We start from the raw sequence: 16,929 nt of genomic DNA, 5'->3' as shown, positions 1-16,929 counted from the left end.
CGACGCTCCCGCCGGTCGCTCGTCGTCACGGGCGCCACCCCCCGTCGGCCTCGATCACCCCGGCGGCCCGCGCGGGGGCCGCGTAGGCCTCGGCCAGGGAGTCGACGGTCTCGTGGGCGTTCAGTCCGCTGGGGTTGGGGACGATCCACAGGCGCGCCCCCTCGAACCGCTCGGCGCGCTCGCCGGTCGTCGCGGTCCGATCGCCGAACGCGACCCGGTAGGCGGTCACCCCGGCGACCGCGACCACCGCGGGGCGCCGGGCCCGCACGAGCGCTCGCAGCTCCTCGCCGCCGGAGCGCAGCTCGTCGGCCGTCAGCTCCGACGCCTTGGCGGTCGCCCGCCGTGCGATGTTCGTGATGCCGATGCCGAGCGACACCAGGTGCTCGCGGTCGTCGTCGGACATGCCGCTCCCCCGATCGATGTCGCGCTCGATGATCCCCGCGAGGCGCAGCGCCGGGTAGAAGCGGTTGCCGGGGTGGGAGAAGTGGGTCCTCGTCGCAGCGGTCCACAGCCCGGGGTTGATGCCCACGAACAGCAGCGCCAGCCCCGGTCCGACGAGGTCGTCGACCTCGGCGCCGACGAAGGACCGCAACTGGTCGCGCGTGAACCCCACGCTCCCGACCGTATTGCCTCGAGACGTCCGGCGGGCAGATCCGTCGAGCGCGGCGACCGGTGGGCGTGCGGCCGCGCGGTCAGGCGCCGGTCGAACGGAGCCGACGGACGAGCTCGTCGAGCGGAGCGGAGAACCCGCGCATCGGCGGGTGGCCACGCGACCGCCACGCCACGTCGTCGAGCACGCTGTTCGCCGGCCGCGGCGCGGGGCGGGGCGGGTCGAGGTCGGCGGTCGAGATCGGTGAGACCCGGTCGGGGTCGCGGCCGTCCGCGGCGAGGACGGCACGGACGAACTCGTACCACGACACGGCTCCGGAGTTCGTCACGTGCACGACGCCGCCGGCGCGCTCGGCGGCGAGCGTGCGCAGCGCGACCGCCAGGTCGGTGGTGAACGTCGGGCACCCGCGCTGGTCGTCGACGAAGGCGAGCGGGGTGTCGGAGTCCGCGAGGCGCAGCACGGTCTTGACCATGTTCGCGCCGTGCTCGCCGCAGACCCACGAGGTGCGCACGACCGTGGCCGCGTCGCCGAGGATCTCGGCCGCCGCCCGCTCGCCGGCCAGCTTCGACGCCCCGTACACCGAGCGGGGGTTCGTCTCGTCGTCCTCGCGGTACGGACGGTCGAGCTCGCCGTCGAACACGTAGTCGGTGCTCACGTGCACCAGGTGGGCGCCCGCCTCCGAGCACGCCCGAGCCAGGTTCGCCACCGCGCCCTCGTTGACCGCGTACGCCCGCTCGCCCTCGGCCTCGCAGGCGTCGACGGCGGTGAACGCCGCGCAGTTGACGACGACGCCGGGGTCCGCGTCGGCGACCCGCTCGCGCACCTGGTCGGCGTCGGTGACGTCGAGCGACGAGCGATCGTGGGCGACGACGTCGTCGCCGGCGGCGGCGGCGGCCGCGACGACGTCGTGGCCGAGCTGGCCGTTCGACCCCGTGACCAGGATCCTCATCGGGTCCCGGCCGTCGTCGCTCGGCGGCCCGCGGCGGCCGTCATCGGGTCGCGGCCTTGAGCGGCTCCCACCACTCCCGGTTGCTCCGGTACCACTCGACGGTCTCGGCGAGACCGGTGTCGAAGTCGCGACCCCGGGACCAGCCGAGGTCGGCGATCTTGGTGGTGTCGACCGAGTAGCGGCGGTCGTGGCCGAGGCGGTCCTCGACGGGGCGGATGAACGACTCGTCGCGACCGCACAGCTCGAGCAGGCGGTGGGTGAGCTCGACGTTCGTCAGCTCGTTCCCGGCGCCGATGTTGTAGATCTCCCCGGGCGTCCCCGACTCGAGGACGAGCTGGGCGGCGATGTTGTGGTCCTCGACGTGGATCCAGTCGCGCACGTTCATCCCGTCGCCGTACAGCGGCACCTGCTCCCCGTCGATCAGGTTCGTGGTGAACAGCGGGATCATCTTCTCGGGGAACTGGTACGGGCCGTAGTTGTTCGAGCAGCGCGTCACCACCACGGGCAGGCCGTAGGTCACGTGGTAGCTGAGCGCGATCAGGTCGGAGCCGGCCTTGGCCGCCGAGTACGGCGAGCGGGGCTGGAGCTGGTCGCCCTCGAGCGACGACCCCTCCTCGACGGAGCCGTACACCTCGTCGGTGGAGATGTGCAGGAAGCGGTCGACGCCGACCTGGTTCGCGACGTCGCAGAGGACGTTGGTCCCGATGCAGTTGGTGCGCACGAACGCCGACCCGTCGGCGATCGAGCGGTCGACGTGGGTCTCGGCCGCGAAGTGGACCACGGCGTCGTGCCCGTCCATCGTCCGGGCGACGTCGTCGGCGTCGCAGATGTCGGCGTGGACGAACTCGCAGCGCCGGTCGTCGAGCACGTCGCGGATCGACGCCACGTTCCCGGCGTAGGTGAGCGCGTCGTAGATCGTCACCTCGTGGTCGGTGGCGTCGAGCACGTGGCGCACGTAGTTCGATCCGATGAACCCGGCGGCGCCGGTCACGAACAGCTTCACGGTGTCTCCTCGTCGAACAGGTCGGGTTGGTCCGCGAGCAGGGGGGCGGCGGCGTCCTTGGTCGACAGCACCGGGTCGGGTCCGTCGATCGGCCAGTCGATGCCGAGCTCGGGGTCGTCCCAGCGCACCGCCCGCTCGCACTCGGGGGCGTAGCGACCCGACACCTTGTACGCGACGCGGGTGTCGGGCGAGGTCGTCACGAACCCGTGGCCGAACCCGGCCGGCACGAGCAGCTGGTTCCCCTCGGCGGCGGTCAGCTCGACCGCGACGTGGCGACCGAACGTCGCCGACGAGCGCCGCAGGTCGACGGCGACGTCGACGATCGAGCCGTCGACGACGCGCACCAGCTTGGCCTGGGGGTGCGGCGCGACCTGGTAGTGGATGCCGCGCAACGTCCCCACCGCGGCCGAGAACGACTCGTTGTCCTGGACGAAGTCGACGTCGACCCCCGCCTCGGCGAGCACGTCCGCACGCCACACCTCGCTGAACCAGCCGCGGTCGTCGCCGTGGCGAACGGGGCGCACCTCGACGACCCCGGCGAGCGCGGTGTCGACGACCTTCACGCCCGGCCTCCGTCGAGGCGCGACAGCAGGTACTGCCCGTAGCTGTTCTTCGCCATCGACTCCCCCGAGGCGCGCATCGCGTCGTCGTCGATCCACCCCTTCTCCCACGCGATCTCCTCGAGGCACGCGATCTGGCGGTTCTGGCGGTGCTGGATGACTCGGACGAACTCCGAGGCCTCGATCATCGAGTCGAAGGTGCCGGTGTCGAGCCAGGCGTGGCCGCGGTCGAGCAGCTCGACGGACAGCTCGCCGCGCTCGAGGTAGCGCTCGATCACCGAGGTGATCTCGAGCTCGCCGCGCGCCGACGGCTCGACCGCGCGGGCGGCGTCGACCACGTCGCCGTCGAAGAAGTAGAGGCCGGTGACCGCCCAGTGGCTGCGGGCCACCTCGGGCTTCTCCTCGATCGAGACCGGGCGCCCGTCGGTGTCGAGCTCGACGATCCCGTAGCGCTGCGGGTCCTTCACGTGGTACCCGAAGATCGTCGCCCCGCTGTCCCGCTCGGCGGCGGAGGTGACCATCGCCGAGAAGCCGGCCCCGTAGAACATGTTGTCGCCGAGCACGAGCGACGCTCCCCCGCCGTCGAGGAAGTCCGCGCCGATCAGGAAGGCCTGGGCGAGACCGTCGGGGGACGGCTGGACGGCGTACTGGAGCTCCATCCCCCACTGGCTGCCGTCGCCCAGCAGCCGCCGGAAGCCGGCGGAGTCCTCGGGGGTGGTGATGATCAGCACCTCGCGGATCCCGGCCAGCATCTGGACCGAGAGCGGGTAGTAGATCATCGGCTTGTCGTACACCGGGAGGAGCTGCTTGGAGGTTCCGATCGTGACCGGGTGCAGGCGCGAGCCGGTGCCGCCGGCGAGAACGATTCCCTTCACCGGGGGCAGGATAGGGGTGATCGCCGGGAACGGACCCCGGCCCTCAGCCCTCGGCGTCGACGGCCACGGGCGGCAGCGGGCCGGCCCCGCGGAAGTAGTCGAGGATCGCCTGGGTCTCGGGTCCGTCGACGAGGGTGAGCACCGACTTGCCGTCGATCGAGGCGTTCTGGCTGGGCAGCGTGTAGGTCGTCAGACCCGTCGAGAACGCCTTGCGGAGGGTCCCGGCAGCGCCGAGCGGGTCGAGGTTCGGGTCGAGGCGCAGCGACCCGGAGGTCGCCTCGATCAGCTCGGAGGCGAGGAACGGATCGCTCTGGAGGCGCTGGAGGGTCTGGGTGACGGTGTCGCCGATGAACGCCTGCTGGCGCTCGACGCGCCCGATGTCGGCCGTGCCGTCGGTCTGCCACTCGCCGTCGATCATCTGCTGGTAGGTGCGGCTGCGTGCGAGGGCGAGCGCCTGCTCGCCGCTGAGTCGGTTGCAACCGGCCGGCTGGTCGAGGCCGCTCTTGACGTCGCGGGTCGGGTGGTCGAAGCAGACGGTGGTCCCGCCGATCGTGTCGACGATCTCCTTGAACCCGTCGAAGCCCACGTCGACGACGTGGTTGATCTCGATGCCGTAGTTGCGGGTGATGGTCGAGGCGAGGACCTCGGTGCCGCGGTTGTACGCCGCGTTGATCCGGTCCATGCCGCCCGTGTCGGCCTGCTCGACCCACAGGTCGCGGTTGAGGCTCAGCAGCGCGGCTCCGTTGCCGTCCTCCTCCTGGCGCAGGACGATGATCGTGTCGCTGCGGCGTCCCCCGACGTCGCCCTCGCCGCCGGTGTTCGCGAAGTCGCCCGACCCCTCGTCGATCCCCTCGCGCGAATCGGATCCGATCAGCAGGTAGTTGACGGCGGGGCCGTCGACCGCGACGAGGGCGTCCTCGAGGTTCTCGATCCGGTCGACGTCGCCCACCTGGCGATCGGCGGCCGTGGTGATGCCGAGCGCTCCGGCGAAGGCGACGCCCAGCGCGAGCAGCGCCCCGATCGACGCCGAGCTGCGGCGCCGGGGGCGCGCGGGCGCTCCGTGCTCGGATGACGACTGCATCGACACGACGCTAGACGTGCACGGGCCCCGCGCCACGGCACCCGCCGGCACGCCCGCGTCATCCGGGTCGCCGTTCGAGGGGGCGGAGGTGGACGACGTCGCCCACGTCGAGCACGTGGGACCGGCCGTCGTCGGTCTCCACGACGAGGCGGCCGACGTCGTCGACGCCGCGTGCGGTCCCGACCAGCTCGCGCTCCGCCGGGAGCAGGACCCGGACCCGACGACCGATCGTGGTCATCCTCGCGATCACGGCCGCCCCGCGGCCGACGGCGTCGGCCACGAGCGCGTCGTGCGCCACGAGGAGGTGGTGCAGCACCTCGGCCGGGGCGACGTCGAGGTCGAGGTCGTCGAGCACCGACGCGGCCCCGGGGGGCGCCCAGCCGACGTTCACCCCGGTGCCGACGACGACGGCGCCGGTGGTCGTGCAGCGCTGCGCGAGCACCCCGGCGAGCTTGCGGTCGCCGATCACGACGTCGTTCGGCCACTTCAGCCCGAGTCGCGGGCCGAGCGGACGCCCGGCGAGCGACTCGAGGCCGTGGACGAGCGCCAGGCCGACGGTCTGGGTGAGCACCGACGCGACCTCGGGCACCTCGCGGAAGAGGATCGACACCAGCAGGTTGCGGCCCGCCGGGGCGTCCCAGCGCCGATCGAGGCGTCCGCGCCCCGCCGTCTGGTGGTCGGCGGCGAGGACGCCGCGGTCGGGCACCTCGTCGCGCCGGGCGGCGTGGAGCAGGTCGTCGTTCGTGCTGGTGGTCTCGGCGACGTGGTCGACGCTCCACCCGTCGGGCCAGGGTCCGCTCCACCGGCCGTCGGGCTCACCGTCGGGGCCCGACCCGTCTCGGGGAATGACGTCCGACCCGGCCACAGCACCTACATTTGCACCCGTGCTGAAGAAGATCCTGATCGCCAACCGCGGCGAGATCGCCGTCCGTGTCATCCGCGCCGCGCGGGAGATGGGCATCGCGACGGTCGCCGTGTACTCCGAGTTCGACCGCGACGCGCTCCACGTGCGGCTCGCGGACGAGGCCTACGCGCTGGGAGGGACGACCGCGGCCGAGAGCTACATCGACTCCGACAAGCTGCTCGACGCGATCCGCACGAGCGGCTGCGACGCCGTCCACCCCGGCTACGGGTTCTTCTCCGAGAACGCGGACTTCGCCCGCTCGGTCACCGAGCTCGGCATCGAGTTCATCGGCCCGCCGGCGTCCGCGATGGACGAGATGTCCGACAAGGTCTCGAGCCGCCTCGCCGCGCAGCGCGGCGGCGCCCCGATCGTCCCCGGCACCACCGAGTTCGCCCAGGGCCCCGACGACATCCGCTCCTTCGGGGACGAGCACGGCTGGCCGGTGTGCATCAAGGCGGCGTTCGGCGGCGGCGGCCGCGGGATGAAGGTCGTGCAGTCGGCGGACCAGGTGGCCGACGCGATGGAGTCCGCCCAGCGCGAGGCGAAGAGCTTCTTCGGGCGCGACGAGGTCTACGTCGAGCGCTACCTCACCTGGCCGCGCCACGTCGAGGTGCAGCTCGTCGGTGACAAGCACGGCGACGTGGTGTGGGTGTCGACGCGCGACTGCTCGGCCCAGCGACGCCACCAGAAGCTGATCGAGGAGGCGCCCGCGCCGGGGCTGCCCGACGGGGTGGAGGCAGCGATGGGCGAGGCGGCCGTCAAGGCGGCCAAGGCCGTCGGCTACCACAACGCGGGCACGGTCGAGTTCATCTACCAGGACGGCGACTTCTTCTTCCTCGAGATGAACACCCGCCTGCAGGTCGAGCACCCGGTGACCGAGATGATCACCGACATCGACCTCGTCGAGTGGCAGATCCGCGTCGCCGCCGGCGAGCCGCTGCCGATGACCCAGGACGAGATCCTCGCGGCGCGCCGCGGCCACTCGATCGAGGTGCGGATCAACGCCGAGGACCCCGCCGGCGGCAAGTTCCTCCCCTCCCCGGGCCCGATCACGACGCTCGTGCCCCCGGACGGGTTCGGGGTCCGCTTCGACAGCGGCTACCTGTCGGGCGACGAGATCAGCCAGTACTACGACAACCTCGTCGGCAAGCTCGTGGTGTGGGGACGCGACCGCGACGTGGCGATCGCCCGCACGATCCGCGCCCTCGACGAGCTCGTGGTCGACGGGGTGAAGACGACGATCCCCGCCGACCTCGCGATCCTGCGCCACCCCGACTTCGCGGCGGTCGAGCACTCGACGAAGTGGGTCGAGGAGACCCTCGACCTGTCCGGGGTGTCCGACACCGCCGCCGGCGACGCGCCGCCGCAGGTCACCGGGAGCGACGACGACGACGCTCCGGAGATGGTGCGCCGCAGCACGACGGTCGAGGTCAACGGCAAGCGCTTCGACGTGTCGATGTGGGTCCCCGAGCAGCCCGCGGTGGCCGCCGGATCGGCCCCGGCGAAGAAGCGCGAGCGCCGCGCCGCGTCGAGCGGCGGCGGGGCCGTCGCGTCGGGGAGCATCGAGGCCCCGATGCAGGGCACGATCGTGAAGATCCTCGTCGAGGTCGGCCAGGAGGTCGAGGTCGGCGCCGGGATCATCGTGCTCGAGGCGATGAAGATGGAGAACCAGATCAACGCCGAGTCGGCCGGGACGGTGAAGGAGATCAAGGTCTCCGCCGGCGACACGGTCGGCGGGGGCGACGTGCTCGCCGTGATCGAGTGACGGGAGCCGGCGGCTCGCGGTGACGGCGGCGACGGCAGCCGAGCCGGAGCGCGCTGCGCTCCGTGGGCGCGCCGCGACCGCCGAGCGCGCCGCCGGGCTGCCCCGCTCCGGGGTCTCGATCGTCGTCCCCGCCTCCGGCGAGCGCACGGCGATCACCCACCTGCTCACGTCGCTCGTCGACCAGGGCGACCTGATCGACGTCGAGGTGGTGGTCGTCGCGAACGGCCCCGACGACGGCACCGCAGAGGCTGCGGAGGTCTTCGCCGAACCGCTCGCCGCAGCCGGCGCCGCCCTGCGCGTCGCCCGCATCGAGGAGGCGTCGAAGCCGGGGGCGTTGAACGTCGGCGACTCGCTCGCCGGCCATCGCGACCGGATCTACCTCGACGCCGACGTCGTGCTCGCGCCGGGCTCGATCACCGACGTCCGCCGCGCCCTGGACGCCGCGACCGCACGCGGCGAGGTGCTGCTGTGCGCGCCGCGCATCGTCGTGCGCCCGAGCGCGTCGGCCGTCGTGGGCGCCTACGCCGACGTGTGGACACGGATGCCGTACACCAACGACCACGTGCCCGGGGTCGGCTGCTACGCGGTGAACGCGGCCGGGCGCCGGCGATGGGGCGCGTTCCCCGACATCGGCGCCGACGACAAGTTCGTCCGCCTGCTGTTCTCCCCCGGCGAGTCGACGATCCTCGGCACCTCCTCGTTCACCGTCTCGCTGCCCGAGTCGGCGCTGGAGCTCGCGCTGGTGCGGGGCCGCTGGACGTACAACAACCTGGAGCTCGCCCACCGCTTCCCCGATCTCGTGCGCCCCGACCGCACGACGCGGCGCGCGACGTGGCGCCACCTGCGCCACGCGCGCACCCGCGACGTGGCGCTGTTCGCGGTCGTGTGGGCTGTCGGGTACCTGGTCGCCGCCCTGCGAGCGGTCGGGCTCCAACCCCGCTGGTACCGCTCGGGGAGCTCGCACGTGCGCTCCACCCCCGTCGGCCCCGCCGGCGGCGCCGTCTCCGGCCCGCGACCCCTCGTGGTCGTCGTGGTCAGCTTCCGCACACCCGCCCTGATCGTGCGCTGCATCTCGTCGATCATCGACCAGCTCGGACCCGACGACCGCGTCGTCGTGGTCGACAACGCGAGCGGCGACGGTTCGGTCGAGCTCGTCCGCGAGCGCTTCCCCCACCCCGCCGTGGAGATCGTGGAGAACGCGACCAACGTCGGGTTCGCCCGAGCCTGCAACCAGGCGGCAGCCGGACGTCGCCACGACGTCGTGCTGCTCAACTCCGACGCGGTGGCCGAGGCCGGGATGCTCGAGGCGCTGCGCCGACGGGCGGGCTCGCTCGCCGAGCCGACCATCCTCGGCGGATGCGCGCTCGATGCCGACGGCTCGATCGACGTGCGCTCGTGCGGGCGCGCACCGACTCCGTGGAGCGTCGCGTGCTTCGCCACGGGGCTGTCGAGCGCGCTGAAGCGCCGCCCCATCGCGGACCCGGAGTGCATCGCGACGTGGGACCGCTCGACGACGCGGCGGGTCGAGATCGTGACCGGAGCGATGATGTACGTCCCTCGCGTGGCGTGGGATCGACTCGGCGGCTTCGACGAGCGGTACTTCGTCTACGGCGAGGACGTCGACCTGTGCCTGCGGGCCCAGCGGCTCGCCATCCCCCGCGAGTTCGTCCCCGAGGCGCGGTTCACCCACGTCGGCCAGGCCTCGAGCGACCCCGCCACGATGAGGAGGTTGCTCCTGCAGGGTCGGATCACGGCGATCCTCGCGCACGAATCGCCCCGTCGCGCGGAGTTGATGCGCCGCCTCACCGTCGGCGGGTGCGCGCTGCGTGCGGCGATCTACGCGACCCTCGGCCGGGACTCGTCGTGGCGCGACACCTGGCGAGACCGCGCCCGTTGGCGGCACGGCTACCCCGCGCCCTGACGCCGCGCCTACTCCGCTGCTTCGGCGAGCGCCTCGCTCAACGCCGGGTGGACGAGGATGCTCTCGACGAGGTCGGTCACCGTCAGGTTCGCGGTCACCGCCACCGCGATCACCGAGATCAGCTCGGCTGCGTGGCGACCGACGATCGAACCGCCGAGGATCACCCCGGTCGCCGGGTCGGAGATGATCTTCACGAACCCGCGGGTGTCGTTGTTGATCATCGCCTTGGCGGTGGCCGAGAACGGGACCTTGGTGACGCGGATCTTGCGACCCGACGCGAACGCCTCGGCCTCGGCGAGGCCGACGTCGGCGATCTCGGGCTCGGTGAAGATCGCCGACGCCGCCTTGTCGTAGTCGAGGTGGCGGTGGCTGCGGGTGTGCAGGCCCATCACGTGCTCGGCCACCTTGCGGCCCTGGATCGACGCGACCGACGAGAGCGGCAGCTTGCCGCTGATGTCGCCGGCGGCGTAGATGTGCTCGACGTTGGTCACGCAGTGGTGGTTGATCCCGACGTAGCCCCACTGGTCGACCTCGACCCCCGCCGCGTCGAGGCCGATGTCGGCGGTGTTCGGGATCGACCCGATCGCGAGCACGGCGTGCGAGGTCGTCACCGAGCGACCGTCGTCGCAGCTCACCGTCACCCGGTCGCCGTCGGGGTCGGGGTCGCCCGCGTCGTCGACGCGCTCGATCGACTGCGCGCGCGCTCCCATCAGCAGCTTGACGCCGCGACGCATGAACTCCTCCTCGAGCACGGCGGCGACCTCGGGGTCCTTGCCCGGCAGCACCTGCTGGCGGCTGACCACCAGGGTCACGTCCGCGCCGAAGGAGGAGAACATGTGCACGAACTCGACACCGGTGACGCCGGAACCGACCACGGTGACGCTCTCGGGGAAGATCGAGGGCGGGTAGCAGTCGCGGGTCGTGAGGATCCGCTGGCCGTCGGGCCGGCACCACTCGGGGATCCGCGGTCGCGACCCCGTCGAGACGAGCGCGGAGTCGAACTCGAGCGTGTCGACCACGTCGCCTCCGCGCACGACCTCCAGGCTGTTCGGGCCCGTGAAGCGCCCGTCTCCCGAGATCAGCCGGACCCCCTGGCTCTCGAGCAGGGTCGTCGTGTTGCCGGCCATGTTGTCCTTGATCCGGTCGATGCGGCTGGTCAACGCCGACGTGTCGATCGCAGGCGATTCGGGGTCGAGCCCCATCCCCTCGGAGCGGCGCATGAAGCTCATCGCGCCGCCGGTCGCGATCATCGACTTCGACGGGATGCAGTCCCACAGGTGGGCGGCCCCGCCGATCACGTCACGCTCGACGACCGTCACCTCCGCCCCCATCCGGGCGGCGTAGGTCGCCGCCACGTTGCCCGCGGGTCCGCCGCCGATGATCACGAAACGTTCTGGCACGCCGCCAGGCTACGCGGCCGTCGCCCACCGGACTCCCGGGCCCGTCGGCCGAGGCGATCCTCGCTCCCGGGCGCGGATCCGGGCGCGATCGGCGGCTCGCCGTGCGACGAAGGTCTCGCACGGCTAGCTTCGCGCCGATGCGTCGCCGGATCGCCATGTTCGCCTCATCGCTGGTCGCCGTCGCGAGCGTCGGCGCGCTCGGGGTGGGGACGGCCGTGGCCGACGAGATCCCCGAGATCGAGACGATCGTCCCGATCCGCCTCCTCGACACCCGCTCCAACGGCGACACGATCGACGGCGCGCAGGAGGGGATCGGCCGACGGGGCGCCGGCAGCGTGACCGAGGTCCAGGTCACCGGGCGACCCGGCGTGCCCTCCGACGCGACGGCGGCGGTGCTCAACCTCACCGGCATCCAGGCCTCGACGCGCGGGTTCCTCACCGCCTACCCCTGCGGCGCGGACCGCCCGACCGCCTCGAACCTCAACTACGAGCGCGGGGCGAACGTCGCCAACGGCGCGATCATCGAGATCGGCACCGGCGGCCGGGTGTGCGTGTTCAACAGCGAGGCCGTCGACCTCGCCGTCGACCTCACCGGGTACGCCCCCGCCGAGGCCGACCTGGACACCCTCGTGCCGTTCCGCCTCCTCGACACGCGCTCGGGCGGCTCCCGACTCGCGGCGGGCACCGAGACCCCGGTCCAGGTCACCGGCCGCGCCGGCATCCCCGGCGACGCCGCCGCCGCGATCCTCAACATCACCGGCATCCAGGGGTCCTCGCTGGGGTTCCTGACCGCCTACCCGTGCGGCGCCGCACGGCCCGTCGCCTCGAACCTCAACTACGACCGCGGGATCAACATCGCGAACAGCGCGATCATCGAGATCGGATCCGGCGGTCGCGTCTGCATCTTCAACAGCGCGCCGGTGAACATCGCCGTCGACGTGACCGGCTACACCCCGAACGAGGCCGACCTCGACACGATCGTGCCCGCCCGCCTGCTCGACACGCGTGGTGCCGGCGCGACGATCGACGGCCTGCAGCAGGGCGACGGCCGCGTGCCGGCCGGCGAGACGACCGAGGTCCAGGTCCGCGGTCGGCCCGGCGTCCCGAGCGACGCGGTGGCGGCGATCCTGAACATCACCGGCATCCAGGGCTCATCGCGCGGCTTCCTGACCGCCTACCCGTGCGGGGCGGACCAGCCCCTCACCTCCAACCTCAACTACGAGGCACGGACGAACATCGCGAACGGCGCGATCATCCGCATCGGCGACGCCGGCAAGGTCTGCATCTTCAACAGCGCTCCGCTCGAGATGGCGGTCGACATCACCGGCTACACGGTCGCGGTCACCGATGGCGCGGGCGTGGGGACCACCACGACCCTCGCTCCGGAGACGGCACCGCTCGCGTTCCGCGAGTTCGCCAACGCCGGCGCCCGCATCTGGTGCACCCTCGGCGACCCCGACCCCCAGTGCGACCGGGCCGTCGGCGGCGGCGAGGTCGAGCGCGACGTCTACCCGACCCTGCGCTCGGCCACGAACATCGCGGCGGGCGCCTCGTTCGGCTGCGCCCGGCTCGGTGACGGCACCGTGCGCTGCTTCGGGAACAACGGGTCCGGCCAGCTCGGCGACGGGACGACCACCTCGTCGTCGACGCCGGTGCCGGTCGCCGGCATCTCGAACGCCCGCGACGTCGACGCCGGCCTCACCGAGTTCGCCTGCTCCGCCCTGCGGACCGGGCAGGTCAGGTGCTGGGGCGAGAACGGGTCCGGCCAGCTCGGCGACGGGACCACGACCGACTCCACGACCCCGGTGACCGTGCGTGGCATCGACGACGCGATCGCCGTGTCGGCCGGCGGGACGTTCGCCTGCGCCCTGCGCGGCGACCGCACCGTGACGTGCTGGGGGTCGGGCCTGCTCGGCGACGGTCGGACGTCGATCGCGCGGACCGGTGTCGACGTCCTCGGACTGTCGGACGTGACGATGCTGAGCGTCGGCGAACGTCACGCCTGCGTGGCGATCGCCGACAACTCGGTCGCCTGCTGGGGCCGCAACGGTCGCGGCCAGATCGGCAACGGCACCCGCGAGGACGCTCCGATCACCGACATCGCGACCGGTCTCGACGACTTCATCGCCGTGTCCGCCGGTGACGCCCACTCGTGCGGTCGTCGGGTCAACGACGAGGTCGCCTGCTGGGGCAACAACTCCTCCGGTCAGATCGACTTCGACCCGGGCCCCGACGTGCTCTCACCGCAGACGATCGACGACCTCGACGACACCGAGGCCATCGCCACGGGCCAGCTCTTCACGGTGGCCCTCAGCGGTCGCCCGGCCAACAGCGCCGGTACGCTCGTCGCCGCCGATGCGACGGCGGTGCGCGGATCCCTCGGCTGACCGTCGCCGGGTCCACGATCCGCTCCCCCACGTCGCGGCCACGATCGCGCCCCCAGGAGCCACCCCGACATGGACACACCAGCTCGCACGGCACGACGGCTCGCACGCGCCGTCCGATCGACCCTCGATCCGCGGATCTACCTGCACGCGTTCCGGCTCCTGCACTACTTCAACTACTCCCACGTGTCGCAGCGCCGTCACGTCTCGGTCGGCCAGGACGTCCTGCTCGCACCGAACGTGTCGTTCATGAACGGGGCGCGGATCACGATCGGCGATCGCGCCCACATCGGTGCCCGCTGCTACCTCTGGGCGGGTGACGAGAGCGCCACGATCACGATCGGAGCGGACACCCTGCTCGGCCCCGAGGTGTTCCTGATCGCGTCGAACTACGGCCTCGACCGTGACCGGCTCCTGCTCGACCAGCCCAAGGAGGAGGCGAGCATCAGCATCGGTGCCGACGCGTGGCTCGGCGCCCGGTGCACCATCACCGCAGGCGTGACGGTCGGCGACGGCGCCGTCGTCGCGGCGGGCGCCGTGGTGACGAGCGACGTGGAGCCGTACGCGATCGTCGGGGGCGTCCCGGCGAAGCGCATCGGGTCACGCCCGTGACGACGTCGGCTCCGCAGGCGAGCCGTTCGGCCGCGCTCGAAACGGTCTCGATCCTGATGGTCGCCTACCGGGCGACCGACGAGCTGCTCGCGTGCGTGCGCAGCATCCGGGAGCTCCCCGACCGGTCTCCGAGGGAGATCATCGTGATGAACAACGACCCCGGTGACGGCCTCGTCGAGCTGATGGCCGAGCGGGAACCCACGGTCCGCGTCGTGGAGTCACCCGGCAACGTCGGCTTCGCCCGCGCCGTCAACGCGGCGGCGCACGAGGCGACCGGGCACCACCTGCTGCTGCTCAACCCCGACATGGTGATCCGCCCGGGCGCCGTCGACGCCCTCGTCGACCACAGCTCCGCCCACCCGGGCGCCGGTCTCGTGGGTGGTCGCACGCTCAACCCGGACGGCAGCGTCGAGCCCCGCTCGTGCTGGGACGCGCCGAGCCTGTGGAGCGTCTTCTGCTTCGCGACGGGGCTGTCGACCGCCTTCTCGTCCCATCCGGTGCTCGACCCGGAGGCCATCGGGGGTTGGGACCGCGACACGGTCCGCGACGTCGGGGTCGTGACCGGGTGCATGCTGATGGCGACGCGCGACGTGTGGGACCGCCTCGGCGGGTTCGACGAGCGGTTCTGGATGTACGGCGAGGACCTCGACCTCTCGCTGCGCGCCCGTGACCTCGGGTTCCGCCCGCAGATCACCCCGGATGCGGAGGCGGTGCACTACGTCGGGGTGTCGTCGTCGTCGGACGACCGCCGGGTGATGGTGCTCAAGGGACGCATGACCGTCTACCTCACCCACTTCGGGCGCGTCCGCGGACGGGTGGCGCAGTCGCTGACCCTCGGCGGCGTCGCGGCGCGCGCCGGCGCGTCGCGGCTCCGGCGTGCGACGGAGCGCGGTGACGCCGGCTCCGGGAGGCGGTCGGACTGGGAGGCGGCGTGGGTCCGGCGACGCGAGTGGCGCTCGGGGTACGGACCCGGCGACGACTCGTGATCCTGGACACCGATCTGGCCGTCGTCATCCCCCACCACGACGACGTCGAACGCCTCGAGCGCTGCCTCCGCTCGCTCGAGGCGCCCCGTGCCCGGAACCGCGGCGTCGAGGTCGTCGTCATCGACAACGCCTCGACGGTCGACCTCGCCGAGGTCCGGGCGTCGTTCCCGTGGGTCCGCTTCGACTCCCATCCCGATCCGGGACCCGGCAACGCCCGCAACCGTGGGGTGGAGGTGACGAGCGCCGGCGTGGTCGCGTTCCTCGACTGCGACTGCGTGGCGTCACCCGACTGGCTCGACGAGATCCGGGCCCACGCGCACGATGCCGACGTCCTCGGGGGCGAGGTGGCCATGTTCGACGAGGGAGCCGGGCCGCGGACCGGCTCGCAGGCGTTCGAGACCGTGTTCGCGTTCGACCAGCGACGCTACGTCGAGCGTGAGGGCTTCACGGTCACCGCCAACATGGTCACCTCGCGACGGGTGTTCGACGCGGTCGGCGGGTTCGAACCGGGCCTCGGCACGGTGTCGGAGGACGCCGAGTGGTGCCGTCGGGCGACCGCGATCGGGTACTCGCTGCGCTACGTCCCGTCGATGGTCGTCGCCCACCCGACCCGCGGCGACTGGGGCGCCCTGCGGGCGAAGTTCTGGCGCATCACGACCCAGCTCTTCCACGCCGAGCCCGCCACCGCCGCCCGCCGGGTGCGGTGGGCGGCACGGGCGGTGCTGGTGCTCGGGAGCATCGGCGTCGACGGCTGGACGCTCCTCCGGTCGGACCGTCTCGACGATCGCGTCGAGCGGGCTCGCGGGGTGGTCGCGTTGGCACGGATCCGGGCGCTGCGCGCGTGGTGGATGGTCCGCCAGAGCGTCGACCCGACGTTCGGCATGTCGTCCGGCCGTCCCTGACGAGGCGCTCGGGTGCGCCGGCGGCCGGTGGGTCAGCTCAGATCGAAGGTCGGGATCAGCTCGTCGCGGCGCGACTCGAAGCACGCGGCGCGCTCGATGTCGCTCCAGGCGATGTCGTCGACCTCGCGGACCATCGCGAGCCCCATCTCGCCCAGCCGGTTCGCGATCTGACCCTGGTGACCGTCGACGTGCTCACCGTGCTCGGCGCGACGAGGGACGATCAGCGGATGGCGACCGGCGGTGATGGCCGTGAGGGAGATGCCCGCCCCGGCGTGGGCGATGACGACGTCGGCGTCCTCGATCGCCTTCTCCAGCTTGTCGCCGGGGACCGTGGGCATCGCGTCGATCCCGAGCTCGGAGGTGTCCGTCGACCCGGTCTGCCAGAGCACGCTCACATCGGGCGGGATCACCTCGACGAGGCGCTCGAGAAGCCGACGGAAGCCGTAGGTCTGCGAGGTGCCGAGGCTGACCACGATGCTGTTCACGGTCGTGTCGCAGGTCTGCGAGGCCGAGAAGCCGTCGAGCACCGAGCCCCGGTACTGCCAGTGCTCGTCGGCCATGTGCGGCCACTGGGTGTACATCTTGACCCGTGGCGCGTGGCGCAGCACCCGGCCCGACAGCGAGAAGCTGTCGGCACGCGTCACGCTCTCGATGTAGTGGGCCGGGGTGTCGTGGATCGCCGCGATCGGCAACGACGACAACGCCAGGCTCGCGCCGGTGCTGACGATCTTCGACGGGCGGTGGCGGGCGACGACCGAGCGCATGAACTGGGTGTTGCGAGCGACCGCCCGAAGGTCCCGTGTCGGCGCCGGGTGCGTCCACTCGACGCACGAGCCTTCCAGCAGCGTCTCGGTCTGCGGGGTCGGCACCGTCGCCCACACGACGTCGTCGAGGTCCAGACGCTTCGAGAGGGTGAGCATCTGCATGAAGTGCCCGCCGTCGTTCGCCACCAACAGGGTCGTGTCACTCATCTGGCC

Annotated in this window: 15 protein-coding genes; 6 read left to right on the top strand and 9 right to left on the bottom strand. The window is 72.3% G+C overall.

Going from position 1 to position 16,929, the window contains the following annotated elements; translation table 11 throughout:
• Nucleotides 1-25 precede the first annotated feature (25 nt).
• The 7 genes from ACOOHC_RS05980 to ACOOHC_RS05950 all read right to left on the bottom strand — a co-directional run bounded on the left by ACOOHC_RS05980 (nt 26) and on the right by ACOOHC_RS05950 (nt 5,943).
• Nucleotides 26-613: a mismatch-specific DNA-glycosylase gene (locus ACOOHC_RS05980; RefSeq protein ID WP_420453095.1), complete on the bottom strand. Its 588-nt coding sequence runs from the start codon at nt 611-613 to the stop codon at nt 26-28.
• Nucleotides 614-692: 79 nt separating this feature from the next.
• Nucleotides 693-1,559: a dTDP-4-dehydrorhamnose reductase gene (rfbD, locus tag ACOOHC_RS05975; protein ID WP_420453094.1), complete on the bottom strand. Its 867-nt coding sequence runs from the start codon at nt 1,557-1,559 to the stop codon at nt 693-695.
• Nucleotides 1,560-1,599: 40 nt separating this feature from the next.
• Nucleotides 1,600-2,562 carry a dTDP-glucose 4,6-dehydratase gene (rfbB, locus tag ACOOHC_RS05970; protein WP_420453093.1) on the bottom strand — a complete coding sequence of 321 codons (963 nt, stop codon included), beginning with the start codon at nt 2,560-2,562 and terminating at the stop codon, nt 1,600-1,602.
• Nucleotides 2,559-3,125, bottom strand: a complete 567-nt coding sequence (gene rfbC / locus ACOOHC_RS05965) for a dTDP-4-dehydrorhamnose 3,5-epimerase (RefSeq protein WP_420453092.1) — start codon at nt 3,123-3,125, stop codon at nt 2,559-2,561. The genes rfbB and rfbC overlap by 4 nt, the downstream gene beginning before the upstream one ends.
• Nucleotides 3,122-3,997 (bottom strand): glucose-1-phosphate thymidylyltransferase RfbA, encoded by an 876-nt coding sequence (gene rfbA, locus ACOOHC_RS05960; protein WP_420453091.1) that lies wholly within the window; start codon nt 3,995-3,997, stop codon nt 3,122-3,124. The genes rfbC and rfbA overlap by 4 nt, the downstream gene beginning before the upstream one ends.
• A 43-nt stretch (nt 3,998-4,040) precedes the next feature.
• Complete coding sequence (locus ACOOHC_RS05955; RefSeq protein ID WP_420453090.1) at nt 4,041-5,078, bottom strand: LCP family protein; 1,038 nt, start codon at nt 5,076-5,078, stop codon at nt 4,041-4,043.
• Nucleotides 5,079-5,136: 58 nt separating this feature from the next.
• Complete coding sequence (locus tag ACOOHC_RS05950; RefSeq protein WP_420453089.1) at nt 5,137-5,943, bottom strand: biotin--[acetyl-CoA-carboxylase] ligase; 807 nt, start codon at nt 5,941-5,943, stop codon at nt 5,137-5,139.
• Nucleotides 5,944-5,962: 19 nt separating this feature from the next.
• Here ACOOHC_RS05950 and ACOOHC_RS05945 point away from each other — a divergent pair, with 19 nt between their 5' ends.
• Nucleotides 5,963-7,747: an acetyl-CoA carboxylase biotin carboxylase subunit gene (locus ACOOHC_RS05945; RefSeq protein WP_420453088.1), complete on the top strand. Its 1,785-nt coding sequence runs from the start codon at nt 5,963-5,965 to the stop codon at nt 7,745-7,747.
• A 19-nt stretch (nt 7,748-7,766) separates the two neighbouring features.
• Nucleotides 7,767-9,668 carry a glycosyltransferase gene (locus tag ACOOHC_RS05940; protein ID WP_420453087.1) on the top strand — a complete coding sequence of 634 codons (1,902 nt, stop codon included), beginning with the start codon at nt 7,767-7,769 and terminating at the stop codon, nt 9,666-9,668.
• Between the two features lie 8 nt (nt 9,669-9,676).
• Here the strand turns inward: ACOOHC_RS05940 and ACOOHC_RS05935 are convergent, their stop codons facing one another.
• The gene (locus tag ACOOHC_RS05935; RefSeq protein WP_420453086.1) at nt 9,677-11,068 is read right to left on the bottom strand and encodes a dihydrolipoyl dehydrogenase family protein; all 1,392 of its coding nucleotides are present in this window, start codon (nt 11,066-11,068) and stop codon (nt 9,677-9,679) included.
• A 137-nt stretch (nt 11,069-11,205) separates the two neighbouring features.
• Between ACOOHC_RS05935 and ACOOHC_RS05930 the strand changes: the two genes are divergently transcribed.
• The 4 genes from ACOOHC_RS05930 (at nt 11,206) to ACOOHC_RS05915 (ending at nt 15,952) form a co-directional block, all read left to right on the top strand.
• Entirely contained in the window at nt 11,206-13,455 is a 2,250-nt protein-coding gene (locus tag ACOOHC_RS05930; protein WP_420453085.1) for an RCC1 domain-containing protein, read from the top strand.
• Between the two features lie 69 nt (nt 13,456-13,524).
• Nucleotides 13,525-14,064: an acyltransferase gene (locus ACOOHC_RS05925; protein WP_420453084.1), complete on the top strand. Its 540-nt coding sequence runs from the start codon at nt 13,525-13,527 to the stop codon at nt 14,062-14,064.
• Nucleotides 14,061-15,050 (top strand): glycosyltransferase family 2 protein, encoded by a 990-nt coding sequence (locus tag ACOOHC_RS05920; protein WP_420453083.1) that lies wholly within the window; start codon nt 14,061-14,063, stop codon nt 15,048-15,050. The genes ACOOHC_RS05925 and ACOOHC_RS05920 overlap by 4 nt, the downstream gene beginning before the upstream one ends.
• Nucleotides 15,047-15,952 carry a glycosyltransferase family 2 protein gene (locus tag ACOOHC_RS05915; RefSeq protein WP_420453082.1) on the top strand — a complete coding sequence of 302 codons (906 nt, stop codon included), beginning with the start codon at nt 15,047-15,049 and terminating at the stop codon, nt 15,950-15,952. Before ACOOHC_RS05920 ends, ACOOHC_RS05915 begins: the two co-directional genes overlap by 4 nt.
• Nucleotides 15,953-15,984: 32 nt before the next feature.
• Here the strand turns inward: ACOOHC_RS05915 and ACOOHC_RS05910 are convergent, their stop codons facing one another.
• Entirely contained in the window at nt 15,985-16,923 is a 939-nt protein-coding gene (locus tag ACOOHC_RS05910) for a glycosyltransferase (protein ID WP_420453081.1), read from the bottom strand.
• Nucleotides 16,924-16,929: the final 6 nt, after the last annotated feature.

This window comes from Ilumatobacter sp. (genome assembly GCF_965215205.1).
Lineage (GTDB): Bacteria > Actinomycetota > Acidimicrobiia > Acidimicrobiales > Ilumatobacteraceae > Ilumatobacter_A.
Note: the sequence above shows the minus strand (reverse complement) of the source record. Positions and strands in the feature narration are given on the sequence as shown.